The following is a 25,237-nucleotide window of genomic DNA, read 5'->3' as shown; positions in this document are numbered from 1 at the left end:
GCTGGCAATGTCTGGAGGGTGATGTGGCAATGCGCGCGGCTCGTGGTCTCTCGTTCCTTCTCGTTATCTTTTTTGCCTTCAGCGGCACGGCACTAGCGGCCGAAGCCCGGCGAATTGTGACGACCGACAATTCCGACTATTTCGGTTTCGACCTGAGGTCGGAGCAGAATGTCAGCCTCGACCAGTGCAAGACCACGTGCCTCGGCGACCCCGCCTGCCGTGCCTTCACCTACAACACCAAGGCCAAATGGTGTTTTCTCAAATCCGACTATAACCAGTTGAAATCCTTCGCCGGCGCCGTCGCCGGCAAGGTCGCGAATGTCGATGGCGATCCGGATATCGGCGCCCCGCCGGCCTTGGCCTTCTTCCCCAACTGGATGGCCGACCAGGCTCAGCAGTTCCGCAACAAGCTGACCGATCCCGCCTATGACAAGCCGACCGAGGGGCTTGCTGCCCTGCAGGCGGCCGCCGAGCAGGCAGCACTTACCGGCGACCATCGCCTTGCCATGCAGAAATACCAGGCGGCGGTCTCGGTCCTGCCCGATGACGGCGCGCTGTGGCTGGCGCTGGCGCGCGAGATACTCGCCGTGGAGCCGGCCTCGAACACCACCGAACCCTCGACGTTCCCGATGAACGCCACCTCGGCGGCCTTCAACGCCTACAAGCTGGTGCGCACCGCAAAGACCCGCGCCGAGGCGCTGGCCCTGCTTGGCGCCGGCCTCGACAAGCGCGGTCTGTACCGGCCCTCGCTGCAGGCCTATGAGGCGAGCCTTGCGCTGGTGAGTTCGCCCGCCGTCCAGGCCGACTATGCCGACCTCAAGGCGCGCAAGGGTTTCCGCGTCATCGAGCACACCGTCGATGCCGATTCCTCGTCGCCGCGCATCTGCGCCCAGTTTTCCGAGGAACTGGTCAAGACCGGCGTCGACTACTCGCAGTTCGTGACCGTCGACAACGCCGCGCCCAAGGCCGTCGAGGCCAAGGACAAGCAGATCTGCGTCGAAGGCCTGGAGCACGGCCAGCATTATGACGTGACATTCCGCGCCGGCCTGCCCGCCGCGATCGGCGAAACGATCGCCGCGCCCGTCGTGCTGTCGATCTACGTCCAGGACCGCGCTCCCTCCGCCCGCTTCACCGGCGACAGCTTCGTGCTGCCGGCCGGCGCGCGCCGCGGCATTCCGGTCGTCACCGTCAACATGAACGCCGCCAAGATGACGCTCTACCGCATCGGCGATCGTTCGCTGGCGCAGCTTCTGTCCGGCTATCAGTTCCTGCATCAGCTCGACGGCTATGACATCTCCACCATTTCCGACCAGATGGGCGCGCCGGTCTGGTCGGGCACGCTCGATATCGCCAATGATCTCAACAAGGAGGTTACCACTTCGTTTCCGGTGGACGAGGCGATCCCGCAGCGCAAGCCCGGCGTCTATGTGCTGACCGCGCAGCCGGTCGACGACAAGAGCGACGACTACGGTTCACGCGCCACGCAGTGGTTCGTGGTCTCCGACATCGGCCTTTCCACCTATACCGGCCAGGACGGCCTCAACGTCTTTGCCCGTTCGCTGGGCTCGGCCAAGCCGATTTCCGGCGCAGAACTGACGTTGCTTGCCAAGAACAACGAGATACTCGGCACGGCGACCACCGACGCCCAGGGCCACGCCGTCTTCAATCCTGGCCTCACCCGCGGCGAAAACGGCATGGTGCCGGCCGTGCTGATGGCCAAGCAGGGCGACAACGACTTCGTCTTCCTCGACATGGGCAAGGCCGGCTTCGACCTGTCAGATCGCGGCGTCGAGGGGCGCGCCTCGCCAGGCGCGCTCGACGTCTATGCCTGGACGGAGCGCGGCATCTACCGCGCCGGCGAGGATGTGCATGTCGCGGCGCTGGCCCGCGACGGCGCGGCAAAAGCGGTCGAGAACCTGCCGCTGACCTTCATCTTCACGCGTCCCGACGGCGTCGAGAGCCGCCGCGTCATCAGCAATGGCGAGTCCGCCGGCGGCCACGCCGTCGACCTGCCGCTCGAGGCCAACGCCATGCGCGGCACCTGGACGGTGTCGATCTACACCGATCCCAAGCAGGCGCCGGTCGCCAGCCAGATGTTCCTGGTCGAGGATTTCGTGCCGGATCGCATCGAATTCGACCTGACCGCCGACAAGAAGGAGATCGCCCAGGGCGAGACCGCCAACGCCACCGTCGACGGCCGCTTCCTTTACGGCGCGCCGGCCGCGGGCCTGGCGCTCGAAGGCGAGATGACTTTGTCGACCACGAGCAGTTGGGACAGCTTCAAGGACTTCACCTTCGGCCTGGCCGACGAGCAGTCGAGCGAGCCGACCGTGACGCCTCTCGCCAATCTTCCCGTCGTCGGCGACGACGGCAAGGCGACCTTCCCGGTCACGATCGACCAGTTGCCGTCGACCACCAAGCTGGTCAACGCCAAGGTCACCGTGCGGATGCGCGAGGCCGGCGGCCGCGCCGTCGAGCGCTCGCTCGACATCGGCGTTCGCCCACAGCGCGACGTCATCGGCGTTCGCCCCGATTTCGCGGATGATGAGGTGCCGCAAGGCGGCACGGCGAAGTTCAGCATCATCGCCGTCGACCCGAACGGCAAGCGCGAGGACCTGAAGGGCGCGCAGTGGTCGCTGGTCAAGGTCGAGCGGAACTATCAATGGTACCGCTCCAACAATTCCTGGAACTACGAGGCGGTGAACCTCACCAAGGCCGTAGCCAACGGCGCGGTCGACCTGAAGGCCGATGGCGAGGCGACGGTATCGCTGCCCGTCGACTGGGGCCGTTACCGGCTCGAGGTCGAGACCGCCGATCCCGACGGTCCGGCGACCAGCTATGAGTTCGACGCCGGCTGGTACGTCGCCTCGACCACCACCGAGACGCCAGACGGCCTGGAGATCGCCCTCGACAAGGATACTTACGCCGCCGGCGAAGTGGCCAAGTTGAAGGTCTCGCCGCATTTTGCCGGCGAACTTCTGGTCACCATCGGCGCCGAGAAGCTTTTGAAGACGGTCACCGCTGCGGTGCCGGCCGGCGGCAGCACCGTCGACATCCCCGTCGGCGACGACTGGGGCGCTGGCGCCTATGTCACCGCGACCTTGTTCCGGCCCGGCGACGCGCAGGAATCGCGCATGCCGGCCCGCGCCATCGGCATCCAATGGCTGTCGGTCGATCCGGGCTCGAAGAAGCTGGCGGTCAGCTTGACGCCGCCGGAAAAGACCTTGCCGCGCCAGCAGCTGTCGATCCCGGTCGCCGTCAGCGGCGCCCAGGCCGGCAGCAATGCCTATGTGATGGTGGCTGCCGTCGATGTCGGCATCCTCAACCTCACCAATTACAAGGCGCCCGACCCGGAGGACTGGTTCTTCGGCCAGCGCATGCTGGGGCTGGAGATCCGCGACCTCTACGGACGCCTGATCGATGGCTCGCTCGGCACCATGGGCAAGATACGCACCGGCGGCGACGGAGCCAACATGCAGGCGCAAGGCAGCCCGCCGACCGAAAAGTTGGTCGCCTTCTTCTCCGGCCCCGTCGAACTCGATGCCAACGGCAAGGCGCGCATCGACTTCGACATCCCGCAGTTCAACGGCACCGTGCGCGTCATGGCCGTCGCCTGGACCAAGGATGCGGTCGGCCATGCCCAGACCGACGTCATCGTGCGCGATCCGGTGGTGATCACCGCCGGTCTGCCGCGCTTCCTGGCGCCGGGCGATGCGGCGACCATGCGCCTCGATATTGCCGACACCGATGGCCCGGCCGGCGACTATGCGCTGTCAGTCACCACGACCGGCGACCTTTCGACCGGCGACAAGCCGCTGCCCGAGAAGCTGACGCTCGCCCAGGGCAAGCGGCAATCGCTCACCTTCCCGCTCGTCGCCAAGACCGCGGGCGACGCCTCCCTCACCGTCAAGCTCGCGCATGCCGACGGCACCGAGGTCGAGCAAACGCTCTATCTGCCGGTGCGGCCGGCGCAGCTTCCGGTCACCAACCGCATGGTCGTCGACCTGAAGCCCAATGGCGGCTCGCTGCGCGTCGACAAGGAATTGCTTGCCGCAAGCGTGCTCGACGGCGCCTCGGTCAGCGTCGGCGTTTCGCAGTCCTCGGCGCTCGACGTGCCGTCGCTTCTTATGTCGCTCGACCGCTATCCCTATGGCTGCGCCGAGCAGACCACCAGCCGCGCCATGCCGCTGCTCTATGTCAACGACATGGCCAAGAGCATCGGCATGGAGAGCGATCCGGACCTGCATCAGCGCATCCAGGACGCGATCTACAAGGTCCTGTCCTATCAGGCGGCAAGCGGCAGCTTCGGCCTCTGGGGGCCGGGCTCCGGCGACCTGTGGCTCGACGCCTATGTCACCGAGTTCCTGACCCGGGCGCGCGAGGAGAAATACGATGTGCCCGCGCTGGCGATGAACCAGGCGCTGAACAACCTGCAGAACTCGCTGGGCTACGACCAGGACGTCCAGGACAAGGGCAGCGAGATCGCCTATGCACTCTACGTGCTCGCCCGCAACAAGAAGGCCTCGATCGGCGATCTGCGCTACTACGCCGACACGCAGCTCGAAGCCTTCTCCAGCCCGATGGCGGTCGCTCAGTTGGCGGCGAGCCTCGCGCTCTACGGCGACACGCAGCGTTCGGAAGCCACCTTCCAGACGGCGCTGCGGCTGGCGCAATCGGAAGCCGACTACGACTACTATCGCTCGGACTACGGCTCGCGGCTGCGCGACGGCGCGGCGATGCTGGCGCTGGCGGCGGAATCGAAGCCGGTGCCGAGCATCATGCCGCAGCTGATCAAGCTGGTGGGCGTGGCGCGCGCCGATGCCCGCTGGACGAGCACGCAGGACGAATCGTGGATGCTGCTCGCCGCGCGGGCGCTGAAGGAAGGCAACGATTCCATCGCGCTTTCCGTCAACGGCGCGCCGCATTCGGGCGGTTATTCAGACCAGGTTGCTGGCAGCGACCTTGTCGACAGCCCGCTCACCATCGCCAACACCGGCGCGACGCCGCTGCAGACGGTGGTCACCGCGGTCGCCGCGCCGGTCGAACCGCTGCCGGCCGGCGGCGACGGCTTCACCATCGATCGCACCTACTACAAGCTCGACGGCACCGAGGCCAATGTCACCGAGGCCAGGCAGAACGAGCGCTACGTGGTCGTGCTCAAGGTCTACGAGCAGAACAAGTGGCCGTCGCGGCTCTTGATCACCGACCTGTTGCCGGCCGGCTTCGAGATCGACAATCCGAGCCTGGTTTCCAGCGCGCAATTGTCGAACTTCTCCTGGCTGGCGCAGACCGACGCCGCGCATCTGGAGTTCCGCGACGACCGCTTCGTCGCCGCCTTCAACCCCAACGAAGGCGACGGCGACCGCAACATCACGCTGGCCTATGTCGTGCGCGCCGTGACGCCGGGCACCTACGCCCATCCGGCGGCGACGGTGGAGGATATGTACCGGCCGCAATACTCGGCCCGCACCGCCACCGGCGTGATGGAAGTCAAGTCGGAATAGCAAGGTCGCAGTCACCTTCTCCCCGTCCCAATGCGGGGAGAAGGTGCCGGCAGGCGGATGAGGGGCAGCACCGTGCTCTCCAGAAAAATCCTCAAACGAACCGCGATCGCAGGCCTTTGCCTCGCCGGATTCGCCGCGCTTTCGATCGCCGCGCTCTGGGAACTCGACCGTGCCTTCGCGCCGCCGCTGCCGGTCAGACTGACGGTTTCCACCGAAGTCCAGGACCGCGACGGTCAGCTGCTGCGCGCCTTCGCGACGCCGGACGGCTACTGGCGGCTCGAAACCCGCCTCGACCAGGTCGACAGGCAATTCGTCGACATGCTGGTCACCTACGAAGACAAGCGCTTCTGGGATCATCGCGGCGTCGATCTGCTGGCGCTCTGCCGCGCCGCCGGCCAGCTCGTCACCAGCGGCCACATCGTCTCCGGCGGCTCGACCTTGTCGATGCAGCTCGCTCGGCTGATCGAGCCCCGCGACAGCCGCAGCCTCGGTTCCAAGCTCAAGCAGATGCTGCGCGCCATCCAGATCGAGCGGCGGCTTTCCAAGCAGGAAATCCTCGAACGCTACCTGACGCTGGCGCCCTATGGCGGCAATCTCGAGGGCGTGCGCGCCGCTTCGCTCGCCTATTTCGGCAAGGAGCCGAAGCGGCTCACCGTGTCGGAAGCCGCCCTTCTCGTGGCGCTGCCGCAATTGCCGGAAAGGCGCCGGCCCGACCGCAACCTCGACATTGCCCACGCCGCGCGCGACCGCGTGCTCACCCGCATGGTCTCGGCCGGCCTGCTCGGCGAGCGCGAAGCGCAGCGAGCCACCCTCGACGACGTCTCCGGCCTGCGCAGAAAACTGCCGGCGCTGGCCGCGCATGCCTCCTATGCCATGCTGCCCAAGGCCGTGCCCGGCAAGCCGCTGCAGCTCACCATCCGCAAAAGCGTGCAGCAGGGGCTGGAACAGGTGGCAAGGGATGCCGCCAGGAAGCTCGGCCCGAAACTTTCGGTCGCCATGGTCATGGCCGATGCGCGCACCGGCGACATCCTCGGCGAAGTCGGCTCCGCCAATTTCTTCGACGCCAGCCGCTCCGGATGGATCGACATGACCAAGGTGGTGCGCTCGCCCGGCTCGACGCTGAAACCCTTCATCTACGGGCTTGCCTTCGAGCAGGGGCTGGTGGCGCAGGAAACCATCATAGGAGACAGCCCGGCCGATTTCGGCGGCTACCGTCCGAAGAATTTCGACATGGGCTACCAGGGCGACGTCTCGATCCGCCAGGCCTTGCAGCTTTCGCTCAACGTGCCGGCGATCCGGGTGCTCGACGCCGTCGGTCCGGCGCGCCTGACGGCACGGTTCCGCCAGGCCGGCGTCAACCCGATCCTGCCGGTCAACGAAGCGCCGGGCCTGGCGATCGGGCTTGGCGGCGTCGGCGTGACCTTGCGCGACCTGGTGCAGCTCTATACGGGGCTCGCCAATGGCGGCAAGATGCATACGCTGCATGACGGCACCGAGCCGGCCACTGCCGAGCGCACCACCGCAACGATCCTCGACGACCAAGCCGCCTGGCAGATCAACGACATCCTGTCAGGCGTGAAGCCGCCGGAAGGCGCAATGCAGCGCGGCATCGCCTACAAGACCGGCACCTCCTACGGCTATCGCGATGCCTGGTCCGTCGGCTTCGACGGCCGCTACGTGCTGGGTGTGTGGGTCGGCCGCGCCGATGCCAGCCCGATCCCCGGCCTGTCGGGCTATGTCTCGGCAGCTCCGATCCTGTTCGAGGGCTTCGTCCGTTCCGGCCTTGCCGGCGTGCCGCTGCCCAGCCGGCCGCCGGGCGTCTTCAACCCCAAGCGCGAGGAATTGCCGGTGACGCTCGCCCGTTTCGGCGCGGGCGCCGACGGTCTCGTGCAGGCCACCGCCACCGAGCCCGCGCCGACGATCGTCTTCCCACCCAATGGCGCCCGCGTGGACCTCGGCACCAATTCGGCCGATGCCACGCCGCTGGTGCTGAAGCTGCAGGGCGGCCGCGCACCATTCCGCTGGCTTGCCAACGGCAAGCCGCTCGCCGGCATCGACCGCCGCCGCACCGCGACCTGGCAACCGGACGGCACCGGCTATTCGACGCTGACTGTGATCGACGCGGCTGGCCGCGCGGCGAGCGTGAAGGTTTTCGTCGAATAGGATGCGGCAAGCGATTCAGAAGATTGCGTTTCTCAGCCTGATGTTCGGAGCATTTCTCGCAGCGCTGGCTGTCCTAACGGCTGTCTCGCTCCCAGTTCACGCCGATCCCCTGCCCGCCGGCTTCGTCAGGCTCGCCGATGTCGACCCGACCATCCGCCAGGATATCCGCTACGCCGGCCTTGAAAACTTCCTGCACCGCAAGGCCGACGGCTATGACGCGCCGGTCTGCATCCTGACCGCGCAGGCGGCGAAGGCGCTGTCCAGCGTCCAGAAAGCCATGGCCGAAAAGGGCCTGACGCTGGTCGTCTTCGACTGCTATCGTCCGGCGCGCGCCGTCGCCGACATGGGCAAATGGACAAAAGAAGGCGGCCCGCCGGATCCGCAATGGTATCCGGCCGTTCAGCGCGGCGACCTCGTCGCCGAGGGCTATATCGGCGAATTGTCCAGCCATTCGCGCGGCTCTACCGTCGACCTTGCCATCGCGACGCTGGAAGCGGCGAGCCCGGTTCATCCGGCCTGCGGCGCGCCGGGCGGCGGCACGCTCGACTTCGGCACCGGTTTCGACTGCTTCGATCCGATGAGCGAGACGGCGCACCACCCTCTTCCCGGCGAAGCGGCAGCGAACCGCAAGATGCTGTTTGCCGCCATGCGTGCCGCCGGTTTCCGCAACTATGCGCGCGAATGGTGGCACTTCACCCTGGCCAAAGAACCTTTTCCAAAACAGCGCTTCGATTTTCCGGTCACCGCACCTTAAGGCGTGCCCAGGCTTGACCTGCCCCCGAGCGTTTCTAATTGGCTCGGCTGATGGGAACCCATGCGGTCAGCGTTGAGGAAGTTATTTCCTCAACTGGCCCAAGCTCGGCGAGAAATTGCTTCGAGGAGGCGAAAAAGGCAACATTCAATGCATCCAAATTCTATAAACTCAGTAGAGTTCGTAGCAGTTCAACGGAGGCGGGAATGACCAAACCTCATTTCAGGAAACTGCTCGGCGCGCTGGTCGCCACATCTGTCCAGTTCGGCACGCTCGGTTTCGCGTTCGCCGACACGACCATTCTGAATGTGTCCTACGACCCGACACGTGAGCTCTACAAAGCCTATGACGAGGCGTTTGCCGCGCACTGGAAGGCGGAGACCGGCGAAACCGTCACCATCCAGCAGTCGCATGGCGGATCGGGCGCCCAGGCGCGGGCGGTGATCGACGGTCTCGACGCCGACGTCGTGACGCTGGCGCTCGAAGGCGACATCAACGCCATCGTCTCGAAGACGAAGAAGATCAACCCGGACTGGCGCACGAAGTTCGAGAACAACTCGGCACCCTACACCTCCACCATCATCTTCCTGGTGCGCAAGGGCAATCCCAAGGGCATCCACGACTGGGGCGATCTGGTGAAGGACGGTGTCCAGGTGATCACGCCGAACCCGAAGACTTCCGGAGGCGCGCGCTGGAACTATCTTGCCGCCTGGGCCTATGCAAACGCCAATGACGGCAGCGACGAAGCCAAGACCAAGGAGTTTGTCGGCAAGCTTTATGCGAACGTCCCGGTCCTCGATACCGGCGCGCGCGGCTCGACGGTGACCTTCGCGCAGAAGGGCCTGGGCGACGTGCTGATCGCGTGGGAGAATGAAGCCTATCTCGCGCTCGAGGAATTCGGCGCCGACAATTTCGATATCGTCTATCCGCCGACCTCGATCCTGGCGGAGCCGCCGGTCGCCGTCGTCGACGCCAATGTCGATGCCAAGGGCACGCGCAAGGTCGCGGAAGCTTATCTGAGCTGGCTCTATTCCAAGGAAGCCCAGACCATCATCGCCAAGAACCACTATCGCCCGGCCAAGCCCGACCTGGTGACGGCGGAGGACCTTGCCAAGCTGCCGGCAATCAAGCTGGTCACCATCGACGACCCGCAGTTCGGCGGCTGGAAGAAAGCGCAGCCTTACCATTTCGGCGACGGTGGTATATTCGACCAGATCTACAAGCCGGCGCAGTGAGCCGGATGGCCGGTGAGCCTCACGGGCATGCCGGACGAATGCGACCGCGCAAAGCCATTCTGGTTTGAATAGAAGGGACGATCCAGAACAGCATGACCACAGCACCCGCCAAGGCGGGGTGGCGATTCCGACAGCCGAGTGTCATTCCGGGCTTCGGATTGACGCTCGGCTTCTCGCTTGCCTACCTCACGCTCATCATCCTCATCCCGCTTTCGGGGCTGGTCTGGCGTTCGGCAGCGCTCGGCTGGGCCGATTTCTGGGCGATCGCCGTCGACCGACGCACCCTCAACGCGCTGAAGATAAGCTTCGGCACCGCCTTCCTGGCGGCTGCCGTCAACGTCGTGTTCGGCACCGTCGTCGCCTGGGTGCTGGTCCGCTACCGCTTTCCCGGCCGCCGCATCGCGGACGCGATGGTCGACCTGCCCTTCGCGCTGCCCACGGCCGTCGCCGGCATCGCGCTGACCACGCTCTATGCGCCGAATGGCTGGATCGGCCATCTCCTGGCGCCGCTCGGCATCAAGGTCGCCTACACGCCGCTCGGCATCGTCATCGCGCTGGTGTTCATCGGCTTGCCCTTCGTCGTGCGCACCGTCCAGCCGATCATGGAAGAGATCGACAAGGAGGTCGAGGAAGCCGCCGCCACGCTCGGCGCCAGCCGTTTCCAAATCATCACCCGCGTGCTTTTCCCAGGCCTTGCCCCGGCGATCGTCACCGGCTTCTCGCTCGCCTTCGCGCGCGGCGTCGGCGAATACGGCTCGGTCATCTTCATCGCCGGCAACCTGCCCTTCAAGTCGGAGATCGCGCCGCTTCTGATCGTGATCAGGCTCGAGGAATACAATTACGAGGCGGCGACCGCGATCGCCGCGATCATGCTGGCGCTGTCCTTCCTGATGCTTCTGGTCGTCAATCTCGTCCAGACATGGAGCCGCAAGCGCTATGGCTGATCCCGAGATCAAATCCTACGCGCCGCATCACGAGAGCCAGTCGGCAGCGATAACCGAAAGCCGGCCAGTCAAGGCCGTGCTGATGGCAATCGCCCTCGCCTTCCTCGCCGTCTTCCTGCTCTTGCCGCTGATCATCGTCTTCCACGAGGCGCTTGCCAAAGGCATCGGCGCCTACACGGACGCCCTTTCCGGCCCCGACACGCGCTCCGCCATCCGCCTGACATTGCTTGTGGCGGCGATCTCCGTGCCGCTCAACGTCGTCTTCGGCATCTCGGCAGCCTGGGCGATCGCCAAGTTCGAATTCAAGGGCAAGGCGTTCCTGACCACGCTGATCGACCTGCCCTTCTCGGTCTCGCCGGTCATCTCCGGCCTGGTCTATGTGCTTCTCTTCGGCGCACAAGGGCTGCTCGGCGCCTGGTTGAAGGCGCATGGCATCGTCATCCTCTTCGCCGTGCCCGGCATCGTGCTGGCTACCATTTTCGTCACCTTCCCCTTCGTCGCGCGCGAGCTCATCCCGCTGATGCAGGAACAGGGCAATGGCGACGAAGAGGCAGCGCTTTCGCTGGGCGCCAGCGGCTGGCAGGCCTTCTGGTATGTGACGCTGCCCAACGTCAAATGGGGACTGCTCTACGGCGTGCTTCTGTGCAACGCCCGCGCCATGGGGGAGTTCGGCGCGGTCTCGGTGGTGTCGGGCCACATACGCGGCCTCACCAACACCATGCCGCTGCATGTCGAGATCCTCTACAACGAATACAACGCCGTGGGCGCCTTTGCCGTCGCTTCGCTGCTCGCCGGCCTGGCGCTGGTGACGCTGGTCTTGAAAACGCTTCTCGAGATGCGCTACGGCGCCGAGCTAGCCGCGACGCGTGGCCACTGAACGCTGCCTGTCGCCCAAGAGTGCCCGGCGCTTTTGGGAGCAACGACAGCATCAAGGAACTGAGGGATTTGCATGGAAGTTCGCGTCGTCAACGTGCGCAAGGAGTTCGAGCGGTTCCCGGCGCTCCACGACGTGTCGCTCGACATCAGGTCCGGCGAGCTCATCGCGCTGCTCGGGCCGTCGGGCTCCGGCAAGACGACGCTGCTTCGCCTGATCGCCGGCCTGGAGCGGCCGACCAAGGGCGCGATCTTCTTCGGCGACGAGGACGCCTCGCAGAAATCGATCCAGGAGCGCAATGTCGGCTTCGTCTTCCAGCACTACGCGCTGTTCCGCCACATGACGGTTGCCGACAACATCGGCTTCGGCCTGAAGGTCAGGCACGGCGCCGCAAGGCCGTCGGCGCAGGAAATCCGCCGCCGGGCGCTGGAACTGCTCGACCTCGTCCAACTGTCGGGCTTGGAAAAGCGCTATCCGGCGCAGCTTTCCGGCGGTCAGCGCCAGCGCGTGGCTTTGGCCCGCGCCATGGCGATCGAGCCCAAGGTGCTTTTGCTCGACGAACCGTTCGGCGCGCTCGACGCGCAGGTTCGCCGTGAGCTGCGCCGCTGGCTGCGCGCGATCCACGACCGCACCGGCCACACGACCGTCTTCGTCACGCATGACCAGGAAGAGGCGCTGGAGCTCGCCGACCGCGTCGTGGTCATGAGCCAGGGCCGCATCGAGCAGGTCGGCACCGCCGACGATATCTATGACACGCCGAACTCGCCCTTCGTCTATTCCTTCATCGGCGAGTCGAGTTCGCTGCCGGTCAAGGTCGAGAACGGCGAGATCTGGATCGCCGACCGGCCGATCGGGCTGCAGGCGCCGCATGCACCCTCCGGCGAGGCGGTTCTCCACTTCCGCCCGCATGACGTCGAACTGCTCGACGGCTGCAGCGGTTGCATCGCCGGCACGGTTGCCGCCAGCCGCCGCGTTGCCGGCACCAGGCGCGTCGAGCTCGAAATCGGCGGCGAGCGCCAGCGCGTCGAGATCGAACTGCCGGTCGACCATCCCGCGGCACAGAAGAGCCGGGTGGCTTTCAGGCCGCGACGCTGGAAGCTTTTTCCCACGTCCTGAGCTGTCTTTCAGCCTGACAGCTCCTCCGGCACCAGCCCGGCGCAGTCTTTGAATCGACTTGGAAGAAAATCCTAGCAAAGAGCTGTTTTGGCGAGATATTTTCCAGGCCCTCGCCCACCTCTCGGAGCGCGTGCCTCGTCGCACCAGGCTTTCCCGACTATGGTCTCGCCATAGCTTGATCCATTTCCAAGGAGCCCTGTTTTCATGAAGCGTCTGTTGCTCGGCATTGCAGCTTTTGCCGGTCTCGTCCTCGCGTCCTCCCAAGCCTGGTCGGCCGACAAGCTTTTGAATGCATCCTATGACGTCGGCCGCGAGCTGTTCGTCGACGTCAACAAGGCCTTCATCGCCAAGCACCCCGGCGTCACCGTCGATCAGTCGCATGCCGGCACCTCGGCGCAGGCGCGCGCGATCGCCGAAGGTCTTGGTGCCGATGTCGTCACCTTCAACCAGGTCACCGACGTCGATTTCCTGGTCAAGAAAGGGCTGGTCTCAGCTGATTGGCAGAAAGATTTCCCCGACAACGCCTCGCCCTTCTATTCGCTGCCGTCCTTCCTGGTGCGCGCCGGCAACCCCAAGCACATCAAGGACTGGAATGATCTGGTGCGCGATGACGTCCAGGTCATCTTCCCGAACCCGAAGACGTCCGGCAATGCGCGCTACACCTATCTCGCCGCCACCGCCTACGCCAAGGAAGCCTTCAAGGGCGACGACGCCAAGGTGAAGGAGTTCATCACCAAGCTCTTCAACAACGTGCCGATCTTCGACACCGGCGGCCGCGCCGCCACCACCACTTTCGTGCAGCGTGAGATCGGCGACGTACTGATCACCTTCGAATCGGAGACGCGCGGCATCCGCAAGGAGTATGGGGACGACAAGTTCGAGCAGGTCACGCCTTCGGTCAGCCTGCTGGCCGAGTTCCCGGTAGCCATCGTCGACAAGGTCGCCGACGAGCATGGCAGCCGCGATCTCGCCAAGTCCTATCTCGACTTTCTCTACACGCCGGAAGGCCAGGACATCGCCGCCGGGAACGGCCTGCGGGTTCGCGACGCCTCGGTGGCCGCCAAGCACAAGGCCGACTTCCCGGATGTACGGCTGCTGACCGTGGAGGAGGTGTTCGGCGGCTGGGAAAAGGTGCAGAAGGAGCATTTCGCAGCCGGCGGACTGCTCGATCAGGCCTATGGCAGCCGCTGAAAAAGCTCCACAATCAAAGAGAGCAAGAAAGCCGGCTTTGCCGGCTTTCTTCATGCAAGCGGGGTTGCATGAGTTCGCAGGGGAAAGCCCAGTCCCCAACGTGAAAAACGTTACGAAGAATCAACGCGTTTGTGCCTAAGCTGCGGGGCAAACTATTGGGCCAGGGCGACGTTAGGCGGTCAAACTGTCATGATTTGCACACAAACAACCGCCAGATGCAGGCGCATTGGGGTTTGATGAACTGAATCGGGCATGCTGACCAAAAAAGGCAAATACGGCCTCAAGGCCCTCGTGCATCTTTCCGGCCTGCCGGCTGGCCAGCTTGCATTCGTCAACGACATCGCTGTCGCCAACAACATCCCGAAGAAATTCCTGGATGCGATCCTGGGCGAATTACGCAATGCCGGTTTCGTCCAGAGCCGCAAGGGCAAGGAAGGCGGCTACCGCCTCGCGCGGCCCGCTTCCGAGATCAAGATCGGCCATGTCGTGCGCGTGCTCGACGGCCCGCTGGCGCCGATCCCTTGCGCCAGCCGCACGCAATACCAGCGCTGCGAGGATTGCGACGAGGCCACCTGCCAGGTCCGCCACATGATGCTGGAAGTGCGCCAGGCGATCGCCGAGGTGCTCGACAACCGCAGCCTCGCCGCCATGCGCGACGCCGACAACGACGATTTCCCGGCGGAGCTCACCTCCCAGATTTGAAGCAATTCGAGGAAGCGGTAGCGGCCAGGTTCCGCCCTTCGCCGCAGCCTTCCGTCCGCAATTGCGCCCAACGACAAGTCGCCGGCCTGACTTGTCGCCCTCGGTTGCCAGTCTACCGCGGAGGCAGTAAAGCGGCTGGGAGGATGAAACAGGGCTCTGACGCATGAGGCTGCCTTGGCTTGGCAATTCCCGCAAGGCCAGCCGGCAACCATCGTCGAACGACATCTATCACACCGAGATCATTGCCGACGTGCCGGTGCCGGAGCGCAACGAGTCCGTTCGCTTCTTCAGCCGCAAGGTTGTCCGCCCCGGAAAACTGCGCCGTTTCTCCAATCGGGACCTGCGCGAGAGTCTGCTGTCCTGTTTCTATCTCGGCGTCGCGGCGATGTTGCCGGTCTCCTGGTGGGGGCCTATCTGCAGCTGGGGGTCCAGGTTCAGGCGCAGGCGTCATTTTCGCAAGGATTTTGTCCGCTACGACGTCGCGGTGAAGGCCGTGCTCGGCAATGCCGTCGACACGCGGGAGATGTTCGAGGCGCAACTCGCCGCCATCCACCGCCGGCGCTTGACGCTTGCGGCGCATCTCGTCGCCGGCTGGCGCTGGTCCCCGGCGATCCGGCTGGAAGGCCTCGAAGCCCTCCAACAAGCCCTGCGCAACGGGCGCGGCGCCATCATATGGTGCGACCAGTTCACGGCGCAGACGATCATGGGCAAGCGCGCCTTGCATGAGGCCGGCGTCGATGCTCATCAGGTAAGCGCGCAGTACCATGGCTTCTCGCCGAGCAAATTCGGCTTCCATGTGATCAACCCGCCATTGGTCAAGGTCGAGAACCGGTTCCTGAAAAGCCGGATCGTCTTTGAGCGCACCGACGCCTACCAGGTCACCACGCGCATCCAGAAGACCCTGAAGGCAAACGGCGTGGTGCTGATGACCAACACCGTCTATGCCGGCTCCACCTTCACCGAGGCCGCCATGGGCGAGCGCGGCTGGACCCATCTCGCCTCGGCGCCGGCAAACTTCGCCGCGCGCGCGGGCGCGGCGCTGTTTCATATGGCGACGATCGAAACGGTCCCCTTTCGCCAATATCGCGCGATCGTCAGCGAACTGAGCGCGGGTGCACGGGCGCCGGCGTCGCCGGCAAGGGACACCGCGACGAAGAACCTCGTCGTCCAGGCGGGATACATCCTGTCGAAGCGCGACCATATGCTGGAAACGCTCGAACTCTGTCCGGAGCAGATGATGGCCTGGTCGAGCGCCGTGCGGCTGACCGAGCGGCCAACGGAAGCCGCGATCGGCAATGACGGCGCCTGAAGCGCCAGAACCGTTCTAGATTAACCCACGATCCCTTTCAGGATCCCGGCAACACTTCGCGTTCCGTCGACCGTCACGGCCCGTTCGTCCGCGGCAGGTTCTTCCAGCGTGGCGAACTGGCTGTCGACCAGGCTTGCGGGCATGAAATGGCCCTTGCGATTGGCGACCCGGCGCCAGGCGGTTTCGCGGTCGATCTTCAGGTAGAGGAAGATTGCGTCGGGACAGAAGCGGCTCAGCCGGTCGCGGTAGCCGCGCTTTAGCGCCGAGCAGGCCGCCACGGCTGTCCGTCCGCCGGCGACGGACGCCGCGATGTGCTCGCCTATGGCGTCGAGCCAGCCCTCGCGCAGCGCGTCCGTCAGCGGCTCGCCGCGCGCCATGCGCGCCACGTTCTCCGGCGGATGCAGCCTGTCTCCTTCGATGAAGTCGGCGCCGAGAGCCTTGGCGAGCGCCTCGCCGACGGCCGTCTTGCCGCAGCCGGCGACACCCATCACGACGATGGCCGGCGCCGCCAGAAGGTCGTTCATGCCAAGCTCCGGTATCTGCGGTCTTGCGCTCGCCTCGTCCACGGTCAGCGGCTTGCCGGCGCACGCCCGTAGAGCAGAAGCATGGCGACGATGACGATACCATAGATGATCTGCCGTCCCGCTTCAGGCATTTGCATGACCGAGAGGATGGATTGCAGGAGCGTGATCAGGATCACGCCGGCCACCGTGCCCAGATAGGAGCCGCGCCCGCCGAGGATCGATGTCCCGCCCAGCACGACGGCGGCGATCGACGGCAGGAGATAGGCATCGCCCATGGATTGGGCCGCCTTCGACGCATAGCCCGCCAGAAGCACGCCGCCAAAGGCGGACAGCCCGCCCGAGACGGCGAAGGCGATCATCACGATGCGGCGCGTGTCGATGCCGGAAAGGTAGGCGGCGCGCTCGCGGTTGCCGATGCCGTAGACGGCGCGGCCGAAGCTGGTGCGGGTGAGCACGAAGACCATCGCGGCGCCGATCAGCGCCCAGATGATGACGGCGTTGGGAACCCCCGGAATGGTGAAACCGGTCGCCAGATAGCGCATCGCCGCCGTCGCCGAATCCTGTGGCGAGAAGCCGCCCGTGTAGACCACCATCAGCCCCTGCGCGACCGCGTTGGTAGCCAAGGTAATGATCATCGAGGGGATGCGCAGATAGGCGACACCGATGCCGTTGACGATGCCGATCGCCACGCCGCACAGGACGCCGAAGGGGATGGCGAGAGCGACGCCGGCCGACCCGTAGGCCGCGGCCGCGCAGGCCATCATGGCGCCGGCTGCCACGGCCCATGGAACGGAGAGGTCGATCTGGCCGAGCAGGATGACCAGCATCATGCCGGTTGCTATGACTCCGAGGAAGGATGCGACCTTCAATTGCTGCAGCAGATATTCCGGCGAAAGGAAGCTGCGCGAATAGAGACTGCCCAGCAGAAGCAGGATCACGATGCAGGCAAAGGCCGTCAGCACCGCCGGGTCGGCGCGCCGGATGAATTTGGGCATGCGGCCGGCAAGGCCACCGAGTGTCGTTTCGCTCACAGGAACCACTCCAGCCGGTTGCGCACCCGAAACAGCGCGAAGGCGCCGAGGCTGACCGCGATCAACAGGATAACGCCCTGGAACAGCGGCTGCCAGAGCGGATCGAAATCGAAGACGAACAACAGGTCGCCGATGGTGCGGAAGGCAAGTGCGCCGAAAATCGCGCCGATCGCGCTGCCCCTGCCGCCGAACAGCGAAACGCCGCCGAGCACGACCGCCGCGATCGAGAACAGCGTGTAGGCATTGCCGCTCGCATAGGCCGCCTCGCCCGTATAGGTGAAGAAGGTTAGGAACAGCCCGCCGACCGAGGCCAGCAGGCCGGCCAGCGCATAAGCGAGGAACTTGCCGCGCCGGATCGGCACGCCCGACATGTAAGCCGCCGTTTCCGACGAGCCCGCGGCGTAGGCCGCGCGGCCGAATTCCGAGCGGCTGAACGGCACCCAGACGACCAGCACGACGACCAGCAGCGCGACCAGCGAGGTCGGGATCACGTCGAAGAGCTTTCCCGTCAGCGCGTCGGCCAGATCCTCATTGACCGATCCACCCGGAAACGGCCGCAGCAGAAGCCCGATGCCATAAAAGACGGCGCCGGTGGCTATGGTGGCGACGATCGGCTGCAGGCGCCCATAGATGACGATGGCGCCGTTGATCGCCCCGCAGACCAGGCCCGCGGCAAGGACCGCGATCACGCCGAGCGTGGTCTCGAGCGGCGTGCCGGTCACCAGCCATGAGGCGAGACAATTGGTGAGAAGCAGGATCATGCCCACCGACAAGTCGATGCCGGCGGTGATCACCACCAGCGTCTGCGCCATGGCGACGAAGGCCAGAAGAACGCCCTTGTTGGCCGCCGTCTGCACGACATTGGCGGTGAACCCTGCCGGGTGGTTCGTGGTGTAGATGATGAACATGACGATGAAGATGCCGAGCGCCAGCAGCGTCCCGCGCTGCTCGGCCATCAAGTAGCGCCAATCCTTCACGCGCCCGCTCCCTGCTGCATATCGGCGCCTTCGCCATGGATGTTGAGCGCGCTGGCGATCAGGGCGTGCTCGGTGATCTCGGTGCCGACGAGCTCGCGCTTGACGCTGCCGTCATAGAGCACGAGCACGCGGTCGCAGCAGCCGATCAGTTCGTCATAGTCGGTCGAATAGAACAGGATGGCGGCGCCGGCATCCGCTAGCTTGCGCATCAATTGGTAGATCTCCTGCTTGGTGCCGACATCGATGCCGCGCGTCGGATCGTTGAGCAGGATGATGCGCGGTTGCCGCATCAGCCATTTGGCGATGACCACCTTCTGCTGGTTGCCGCCGGAGAGCGCGCCGACGGGAATATCGAGCCCCGCCGTCTTGATGGCCAGCAGCCCGACCATGTCGTCGATCAGGCGCTGCTCGGCGGCGCGATCGATGATGCCGCCCTTGGCCAGCCGGTCGAGCGCCGCGAAGGAGAGGTTTTCGCGCACCGTCATCGGCAGCATCAGCCCCTCGGTCTTGCGGTCCTCGGGGATCAGCGCCATGCCGACGCGATCGTCGCTGGCGGCGCGCGGGCTCGAGATGGAAGCCGGCTTGCCGTCGATCAGCACCTCGCCGCGCAGGCCGCGCAGCACGCCGAAAAACGCAAGCAGCAGTTCGCGCTGGCCCTGCCCGTCGAGACCGCCCAGGCCCACGACTTCGCCGGCCCTGACGCTCAGCGAGATATTGTCCAGCCGGTCGGCCCAGGACAGATTGCGCGCTTCGAGCACCGGCGTGGCGGCCGCAGCGGCAACGGGTTTCGGCGGGAAGATATGGCTGTATTCCCGGCCGATCATCAGCTCGACCACCTCATTGTCGCTCTTCGAGCCCGCGGGGTAGCTGGCGACGTTGCGGCCGTTGCGAAACACCGTGCAATGGTCGGCGAGTTCCGCGATCTCGTTCATGCGATGCGAGATGTAAAGCAGCGCCAGTCCTTCCGAGCGCAGCCGCTTCAACACCTCGAAGACCTTGGCGACATCCGCCGCCGTTAGCGCCGAGGTCGCTTCGTCGAGGATCAGGATGCGCGGCTTGCGAGCCAGCGCCTTGGCGATCTCCACCATCTGCCGGCGCGACAGCGGCAGGTCCTTGACCAGGGCCCGAGGATGGATATCGGCAGCGCCGGCGCGTGCCAGCGCTTCTTCCGCGATGCGCCGCTGCGCCTTGCGGTCGATCATGCCGAAGCGCTTCGGCGGATCGGAAATGACGATGTTGTCGGCGACGCTCAACTCGGGAATGAGCGACAGTTCCTGGAAGATGCAGACGATGCCGGCCTGATTTGCTGCGGCCGGTGAGGCGAAGCTCACTTCGCGTCCATCCAGCGTCATGCGGCCCTCGTCGGGCGCCACGACGCCCGCCATGATCTTGATCAGGGTCGACTTGCCTGCGCCGTTCTCGCCGAGAATGGCGTGGATGCTGCCGGCGGTAACTTCAAGATCGGCCTTTTCCAAGGCCCTCACGCCGCCATAGCGCTTGGATATGCCTTCCATGCGGAAGAGCGGAACCGCACCGTCCATTGAGCCTCCAATTGTATCTGCATGAGGCGGCGCCGCGGCTGACCCGCGGCGCCAAGTCATCGATTTGGAAGCTTACTGGTCCGCCTTGGTCTGGCCCATGATTTCCTGCGCGCTGAAATTGATGCCGCAGGTCGGGAAGGAGTTGCCGACGAAGAAATTGTCGGATTCCTTCGGGAAGTAATCGGTGCCGTCCTTCATGTCTGGATCCGACGCGATCGCCAGCGGCAGCTTTACTTCCTGCGGCACCACCTCGCCTTCCAGCGCCGCGATCGCGGTTTTGATGGCCACGGCGACCTGGGCCGGGCCGGAGCCCGCCGACGTGCACTTCAGCCCGTCGGCCGAATGTTGCGCGCAGAATTTGCGGAAGCCGTTCTCGGTCTCGCCGCCGAACGGCACGAAGGGATGCTTGGCGTCCATCATCGCCTGCACGATGCCGGTGTCGCCGCCTTGGCCGGTGATGCCGTCGAACGGACCGTTGGTGGCGATGGCATCGGCGGTGACCTTCTGCGCCACGCCGTCATCCCACTTGCCGGCGACCTCGGTGACATCCCACTTCTTGCCGGAAGCGTCCAGCACTTCATGGATGCCGTTGTGGCGGTCGGTATCGACGGAAGTGCCGGCAACGCCGCGCACTTCGAGGATCTTACCGCCGTTCGGCACCTTGTCGACCAGCCACTTGGCCCACAACTCGCCGAGGCCCTTCTGGTCGACATTGACGTTGATGGCGTCCTTGGTGTCGAGAATGTTGTCGAAGGCAACCAGCACGATACCGGCTTCCTTGGCGCGCTTGATGACCGGGCCGAAGGCGGTCGGGTTCTGCGCGTCGGTGACGATCGCGTCATAGCCGGAATCGATGAAGTTGTTGATCGCCGAGATCTGCGCCGGCACATCCTCACCGGTCGAGACGACCTTGAATTCCTTGATCTTGGCCTTCACGTCCGGCTGCGCCGCATAGGCCTTTGCCGTCTGGACCATCTGGATGCGCCAGGTGTTGGCGATATAGCCGTTGGAGAAGGCGATGCGGAACGGGCCTTCCTTTTTGGGGAATTTGAAGAATTTGGTGTCCGCCGACCATGGCGAGAAGCAGTCCGGCTGCGCTGCGGGGCCGGAGACGACTTCCGGTCCGGCGGCGATCGCTGCCGAGCTGAGCATGACGAATGCAGTGGCGGCAACGACGCCGCCAACGAGTGACTTGATCATCGGTATTCCTCCCAATTGCAGATCTGCTGAACTATGAAGTCCTGACATGCTCGGCGGGCACCCCTCCTGCCAAACCGAAACGCTCGCCGGGCGATGTGGATCGCCCCGCCTTCTCCCCTTCCCTCGCCCTCCGGGACGTTCAGAAAACTATCATATTATACATAATAAACAAGCTTGAGCTGTTGCTTATGTATAATAAACAATCCTGAACCTTGCCGTATGTTGATTTTACAGACAAATGGTAGCGCTACCATGAAAGCCTGTAAAGCGCCGCTTTCGTCATTTTTCCGTGTTCGTCAGAGTGCCTCCAGGAACAGTGCGTAGCTTTGGCTCGGCGTTTCCGCCGCCGCCCTAGAGCATGATCCCGAAAAGTGGGAACCGGTTTTCGGACAAGATCATGCTCCAACAAAGAGTTAGAGCGTGACGGCGATTCGACGAAACGCTATCACGGCCTAACGCGCGGTGCTCTCGCGCCGCATAAGGTCGAAGCCAAGGTCGACGATCCGCTGTTCAGGCCGGTTGCCGGCGATCGCCGCAAGCGCCATGGCGACGGCGCGGGTGCCGATTTCATAGCGGTGCGTGCGCACGCTGGTGATCGAAGGAAACGACACCTGCATCATGTCGAGATCGTTGAAGCCGACAATGCCGATCTGCTTCGGCACGTCGATCGATGCGCGATGGCATTCGAACAGAACGCCAAGCGCGATATCGTCATTGTTGCAGAACACGCCGTCCAGCGTCGGTATCTTGGCCAGCGCGTCGCGGAACAACTCGCGGCCCAGCGTCACGCTTGACGGCACCGGCGTCGTGGTGATCAGCCGCGGATCGAAAAGGCCGGCAGCCTCCATGGCGGCGCGATAGCCGGCAAGGCGTCGCTGCGAACGCGGGTCCATTCGCGCGCCGATGAAGCCGATCTTACGGTATCCGGCTTGCAGGAGGTGTTCGGCGGCAGTCCTGCCCCCGTCGAAATGGGAAAAGCCGACCATCATGTCGACCGGGTCCGGCCCGGTCTCCATCACCTGCACCACCGGGCAGCCGGCATTCTCCAGCAGTCGTCGCGCGCTGGGTGTCTGGTCGATACCGGCCACGATCAGCGCCGCCGGGCGTTGCGATCCGAAAACCTGCAACAGCCGCTCTTCCTCGAGGCCCGAATAATGGGTGTTGCCGATCTGGATGCGGAACGGGCTGTCGGAAAGGCTGTCATAGATGCCGCGCACCACTTCGGCGAAGACGTTGTTGGTCAGCGAAGGCACCAGCACGCCAAACACCTCGGCGCGCGCCGAGGCAAGCGCGCGGGCATTCGGGTCAGGCACGTAGCCGAGCTCGTCGACAGCGGCCTGTATCTGCCGTCGAAGGTCTTCCGATACCCGCCCGGGCTCACGCAACGCCCGCGACACCGTGATCGCGCCGACACCCGCCTTGCGCGCCACATCGGCAATGGTCGGACGGCCGCCGCCACGGCGGGAACGCGGCTTGGTCAAGGCCCTGCCCCCCCGTCTTCGACGCGCGGCCGCAACATCACGATCGTCCGTGTCATCACGCCACCAGGTCAGCTCTGCCGATTGAGGTCGCGCATGCGTTAACCGTTGTCAAGCAACCCGGCTTCGGCGCCCGGTTAACCGAGGCGCGTCAGGCAATCGCCTCGGCGCTTCGGTTGGCTTTCCACATCAGCAGCGCGATGGCCCCGAGATTGACGAGGTTCCAGCCAATTCCGTTCAGGAAGGCGGCGGCGTAGGAACCGGTGAGGTCGTAGATCCAGCCCGACATCCAGCCGCCCACCGCCATGCCGAAGATCGTCGCCATCAGGACGATGCCGACGCGCTGGCCGGCTTCCTTTGCCGGCATATAGTCGCGCACGATGATGGCATAGCAGGGCACGATGCCGCCTTGCGACAGGCCGAAGACCAGTGAGACGACATAGAGCGAGGCGAGTCCGTCAAACGGGATGTAGAAGAGCAGCGACAGACACTGCAGCGCCGAGCCGATCAGCAGCGTCTTCACCGCCCCGATGCGGTCGGCGAGGAAGCCCGAGCCGATCCGGCTGATGACGCCGGCCGCCAGCATGATCGACAGCATCTCGGCGCCATGCGCGACGCCGTAGCCGAGGTCCATGCAATAGGCGACGATATGCACCTGCGGCATCGACATCGCCATGCAGCAGCCGAAGCCGGCAATCACCAGCAGGACCTGCAACTGCGAGGGCGACAGCGAGATCGGCTGCACCGGCCGGCCGCGCGGCGCGCCGGAAATCCCCTCATGCGGCGCGCGCCGTCGCAGCAGCAGGACCAGCGGCACCATGGTGACGAGGCAGATGACTCCTATCGTCGCATAGGTGAAGCGCCAGCCATGGCCTTGCATCATATAAGGCATGACCGTCGGCCAGATCGCCCCGGCAATGTAGTTGCCTGACGCCGCCACCGTCACCGCAACGCCGCGGCGGCGGCTGAACCAGTGCGAGACGTCGGCGATCAGCGGCCCGAAGATCGCCGAGCACCCCACTCCGATCAGCAGGCCTTGCGCAAGCGTGACGCCAAGGATCGAATTCGCAAGCGACGCCAGCAGAAACCCCACGCCAAGCGCGAGCGAAGCGGCGAGCGCCGGTATCCAATACCCAAAGCGGTCGATGGCGCGTCCGATCAGCGCGTTGCCGGCGGCGAAGCCCACCATGGTCGCGGTATAGGGCATCGAGGCGGCGGCGCGGTCGACGCCGAATTCGGCCTGCACCGCTGGCAGCACCACGACCACCGCCCAGGTGCCGACGCCGCCGATCGTCGCCAGCAGCAGGGAAATGCCAAGCCGCGTCCATGCATAGAAGCTGTCGATGCCGGCGCTGTTTGCCGCGTTTCCTGGAACTGTCGTCACGGCGTCTCCTGTCCGCGATTTCTTCGAGATCGCGTGTTTGAGCGCACTATCGGCGCATTTCCCGGGCCGAGCAGCGCCACGAGGCATAATTCCGTGGCTCCAGAAGCGGAACCCGCCTCACCCGATGGAGTTTTGCCTGAAGAAAGGAGTTCACCATGACCGCCAGGAAGAAATGGTCGGCTGACGTGACCGAGCACAGCGATGCGATGGATCTCGAGGATCACGTCTTTGAATCCGACGACGCCAAGAAGATCGCCGCGTCGCTGAAACGTTCGGCCGAGCACAGCGACCGCCGCAAGGCGGAGCCGTTCCAATCCGCCATGTCGATGTTGAATTTCTACATCAACCGCGCCGGCAAGAACTTGCCTGACGAGCGCAGGAAGGTGCTGGAAAAAGCGAAGGACGAGTTGCGCGTCGCCTTCGGCCGCGAGAAGCAGGACTAGGTGCTGCAACGGGACCGCAAGCGCAAGAAGCCGCCATTCGCAAGCCGGCTTCAGCTGAATATCGATGGACCTTAGCGCGACTGGATCACTTCGTCGGTATTGGCCAGCAGCTTACGGACCGCGTTGCGCGCCGCATCCGGTCTTCGCAGGCGAATATTCCTCTCGATCGCCTCGTGCAGCTTTTGGGCATGGTGCAAATCGTCCAGTTCGCGCGTCGTGTAGGCGAAGAGGTGGTCGAAGGCGGATTCGATCAGCACCCCCAGCGGCACCAGCAGGTCGTTGCCCGAGGCCCTGAGGATGGCGAGATGGAAGCGCGTGTCGGCCCGCGTCCGCTCTTGCAGGTTGGTCGCCTCGCCCATCTCCTGGCAGGCCTGGCTGATTTCGGCCATCTGTTCGTCGCTGCGCCGCAGCGCCGCGAAGGCGGTGGCTTCCGGCTCGATGATATGGCGGAATTCCTGCACGGTCTTGAGGAAAACCTCGCGGTCCGGCGACGTGGCGTACCAGGACAGCACGTCCCGGTCGAGGAGGTTCCAGCGTTCCTTCGGTTCGACCCAACTGCCGATCTTCGGCCGCGAGGCCAGCAGGCTCTTCGCCATCAGCATTTTGATCGCCTCGCGCACCGCCGAGCGGCTGACGTCGAAGGTCTCCGACCATTTCGCTTCGTTGGGCAGGATAGTGCCCGGTGGATAATCGCCGCGCACGATCCTTAGCCCGATCTCGCTGGCCAAGGAGGTGTGTACGCTGGCGCCCGGAATGCGTGGCGCGTTGGCCCGTCGAACGCCGGCTGGACGCTCCGGAGCTGCCGTTTTCGTCAGTTTTTTTTCGTTGTTCGGCTTTGCGTCCCGCATATGGTCCAGAAAATCCCGTTTT

General features: G+C 64.8%; 19 protein-coding genes. 11 read left to right on the top strand and 8 right to left on the bottom strand.

Annotation, left to right across the window (positions count from 1 at the left end; translation table 11 throughout):
• Positions 1-23 precede the first annotated feature (23 nt).
• From FJ957_RS04290 to FJ957_RS04245, 10 genes are all read left to right on the top strand, one after another.
• Positions 24-5,504: an alpha-2-macroglobulin family protein gene (locus tag FJ957_RS04290; RefSeq protein WP_140828862.1), complete on the top strand. Its 5,481-nt coding sequence runs from the start codon at positions 24-26 to the stop codon at positions 5,502-5,504.
• 57 nt (positions 5,505-5,561) lie between these two features.
• Positions 5,562-7,667, top strand: a complete 2,106-nt coding sequence (gene pbpC / locus FJ957_RS04285; RefSeq protein ID WP_140828860.1) for a penicillin-binding protein 1C — start codon at positions 5,562-5,564, stop codon at positions 7,665-7,667.
• Between the two features lies 1 nt (position 7,668).
• Complete coding sequence (locus tag FJ957_RS04280; RefSeq protein WP_140828858.1) at positions 7,669-8,421, top strand: M15 family metallopeptidase; 753 nt, start codon at positions 7,669-7,671, stop codon at positions 8,419-8,421.
• A gap of 203 nt (positions 8,422-8,624) precedes the next feature.
• A complete protein-coding gene (locus tag FJ957_RS04275) occupies positions 8,625-9,653 on the top strand; it encodes a sulfate ABC transporter substrate-binding protein (protein WP_140828856.1) in 1,029 nt (342 codons plus the stop codon).
• Positions 9,654-9,745: 92 nt separating this feature from the next.
• A complete protein-coding gene (gene cysT, locus FJ957_RS04270) occupies positions 9,746-10,597 on the top strand; it encodes a sulfate ABC transporter permease subunit CysT (protein ID WP_140647976.1) in 852 nt (283 codons plus the stop codon).
• On the top strand, positions 10,590-11,474 hold the full coding sequence (gene cysW, locus FJ957_RS04265; protein WP_140828854.1) for a sulfate ABC transporter permease subunit CysW: 885 nt from the start codon (positions 10,590-10,592) through the stop codon (positions 11,472-11,474). The genes cysT and cysW overlap by 8 nt, the downstream gene beginning before the upstream one ends.
• 72 nt (positions 11,475-11,546) lie before the next feature.
• Positions 11,547-12,587: a sulfate/molybdate ABC transporter ATP-binding protein gene (locus FJ957_RS04260; protein ID WP_140828853.1), complete on the top strand. Its 1,041-nt coding sequence runs from the start codon at positions 11,547-11,549 to the stop codon at positions 12,585-12,587.
• Between the two features lie 204 nt (positions 12,588-12,791).
• Positions 12,792-13,778: a sulfate ABC transporter substrate-binding protein gene (locus FJ957_RS04255; RefSeq protein WP_140828851.1), complete on the top strand. Its 987-nt coding sequence runs from the start codon at positions 12,792-12,794 to the stop codon at positions 13,776-13,778.
• A gap of 252 nt (positions 13,779-14,030) precedes the next feature.
• Positions 14,031-14,480 carry an Rrf2 family transcriptional regulator gene (locus FJ957_RS04250; RefSeq protein ID WP_040984137.1) on the top strand — a complete coding sequence of 150 codons (450 nt, stop codon included), beginning with the start codon at positions 14,031-14,033 and terminating at the stop codon, positions 14,478-14,480.
• Between the two features lie 163 nt (positions 14,481-14,643).
• A complete protein-coding gene (locus FJ957_RS04245; protein WP_140828849.1) occupies positions 14,644-15,789 on the top strand; it encodes a hypothetical protein in 1,146 nt (381 codons plus the stop codon).
• A 20-nt stretch (positions 15,790-15,809) separates the two neighbouring features.
• Here FJ957_RS04245 and FJ957_RS04240 read toward each other — a convergent pair whose 3' ends face one another.
• From FJ957_RS04240 to FJ957_RS04210, 7 genes are all read right to left on the bottom strand, one after another.
• Complete coding sequence (locus FJ957_RS04240) at positions 15,810-16,313, bottom strand: gluconokinase (RefSeq protein ID WP_246685766.1); 504 nt, start codon at positions 16,311-16,313, stop codon at positions 15,810-15,812.
• Between the two features lie 44 nt (positions 16,314-16,357).
• Positions 16,358-17,344, bottom strand: a complete 987-nt coding sequence (locus FJ957_RS04235) for an ABC transporter permease (protein ID WP_140828847.1) — start codon at positions 17,342-17,344, stop codon at positions 16,358-16,360.
• Positions 17,341-18,321: an ABC transporter permease gene (locus FJ957_RS04230; protein ID WP_140828845.1), complete on the bottom strand. Its 981-nt coding sequence runs from the start codon at positions 18,319-18,321 to the stop codon at positions 17,341-17,343. The genes FJ957_RS04235 and FJ957_RS04230 overlap by 4 nt, the downstream gene beginning before the upstream one ends.
• Positions 18,318-19,862, bottom strand: coding sequence for a sugar ABC transporter ATP-binding protein (locus FJ957_RS04225; protein WP_140828843.1), 1,545 nt, complete (start codon positions 19,860-19,862; stop codon positions 18,318-18,320). Before FJ957_RS04225 ends, FJ957_RS04230 begins: the two co-directional genes overlap by 4 nt.
• Positions 19,863-19,934: 72 nt before the next feature.
• A complete protein-coding gene (locus FJ957_RS04220) occupies positions 19,935-21,062 on the bottom strand; it encodes a sugar ABC transporter substrate-binding protein (protein WP_140828841.1) in 1,128 nt (375 codons plus the stop codon).
• A gap of 452 nt (positions 21,063-21,514) precedes the next feature.
• Positions 21,515-22,543, bottom strand: coding sequence for a LacI family DNA-binding transcriptional regulator (locus FJ957_RS04215; protein WP_140828838.1), 1,029 nt, complete (start codon positions 22,541-22,543; stop codon positions 21,515-21,517).
• 148 nt (positions 22,544-22,691) lie between these two features.
• Positions 22,692-23,924 (bottom strand): MFS transporter, encoded by a 1,233-nt coding sequence (locus tag FJ957_RS04210; protein ID WP_246685765.1) that lies wholly within the window; start codon positions 23,922-23,924, stop codon positions 22,692-22,694.
• A gap of 155 nt (positions 23,925-24,079) precedes the next feature.
• Between FJ957_RS04210 and FJ957_RS04205 the strand changes: the two genes are divergently transcribed.
• Positions 24,080-24,367, top strand: a complete 288-nt coding sequence (locus FJ957_RS04205) for a DUF3175 domain-containing protein (RefSeq protein ID WP_140828833.1) — start codon at positions 24,080-24,082, stop codon at positions 24,365-24,367.
• A gap of 71 nt (positions 24,368-24,438) precedes the next feature.
• Here the strand turns inward: FJ957_RS04205 and FJ957_RS04200 are convergent, their stop codons facing one another.
• Complete coding sequence (locus FJ957_RS04200) at positions 24,439-25,215, bottom strand: FadR/GntR family transcriptional regulator (protein ID WP_140828831.1); 777 nt, start codon at positions 25,213-25,215, stop codon at positions 24,439-24,441.
• Between the last annotated feature and the right edge of the window lie 22 nt (positions 25,216-25,237).

It is taken from the genome of Mesorhizobium sp. B2-4-6, assembly GCF_006442775.1.
GTDB lineage: Bacteria > Pseudomonadota > Alphaproteobacteria > Rhizobiales > Rhizobiaceae > Mesorhizobium.
The sequence above is the reverse complement of the archived record's forward strand: the minus strand, read 5'-3'. Positions and strand labels throughout refer to the sequence as shown.

Excerpts from the sequence above, each read along its gene's own strand:
- FJ957_RS04250 (WP_040984137.1), top strand. The coding sequence starts at position 14,031 with ATGCTGACCAAAAAAGGCAAATACGGCCTCAAGGCCCTCGTGCATCTT.
- FJ957_RS04275 (WP_140828856.1), top strand. The coding sequence starts at position 8,625 with ATGACCAAACCTCATTTCAGGAAACTGCTCGGCGCGCTGGTCGCCACA.
- FJ957_RS04225 (WP_140828843.1), bottom strand. The coding sequence starts at position 19,862 with ATGGACGGTGCGGTTCCGCTCTTCCGCATGGAAGGCATATCCAAGCGC.
- FJ957_RS04220 (WP_140828841.1), bottom strand. The coding sequence starts at position 21,062 with ATGATCAAGTCACTCGTTGGCGGCGTCGTTGCCGCCACTGCATTCGTC.
- FJ957_RS04280 (WP_140828858.1), top strand. The coding sequence starts at position 7,669 with ATGCGGCAAGCGATTCAGAAGATTGCGTTTCTCAGCCTGATGTTCGGA.
- FJ957_RS04205 (WP_140828833.1), top strand. The coding sequence starts at position 24,080 with ATGACCGCCAGGAAGAAATGGTCGGCTGACGTGACCGAGCACAGCGAT.
- FJ957_RS04255 (WP_140828851.1), top strand. The coding sequence starts at position 12,792 with ATGAAGCGTCTGTTGCTCGGCATTGCAGCTTTTGCCGGTCTCGTCCTC.
- cysT (WP_140647976.1), top strand. The coding sequence starts at position 9,746 with ATGACCACAGCACCCGCCAAGGCGGGGTGGCGATTCCGACAGCCGAGT.
- FJ957_RS04245 (WP_140828849.1), top strand. The coding sequence starts at position 14,644 with ATGAGGCTGCCTTGGCTTGGCAATTCCCGCAAGGCCAGCCGGCAACCA.
- FJ957_RS04260 (WP_140828853.1), top strand. The coding sequence starts at position 11,547 with ATGGAAGTTCGCGTCGTCAACGTGCGCAAGGAGTTCGAGCGGTTCCCG.
- cysW (WP_140828854.1), top strand. The coding sequence starts at position 10,590 with ATGGCTGATCCCGAGATCAAATCCTACGCGCCGCATCACGAGAGCCAG.
- FJ957_RS04240 (WP_246685766.1), bottom strand. The coding sequence starts at position 16,313 with ATGAACGACCTTCTGGCGGCGCCGGCCATCGTCGTGATGGGTGTCGCC.
- FJ957_RS04200 (WP_140828831.1), bottom strand. The coding sequence starts at position 25,215 with ATGCGGGACGCAAAGCCGAACAACGAAAAAAAACTGACGAAAACGGCA.
- pbpC (WP_140828860.1), top strand. The coding sequence starts at position 5,562 with ATGAGGGGCAGCACCGTGCTCTCCAGAAAAATCCTCAAACGAACCGCG.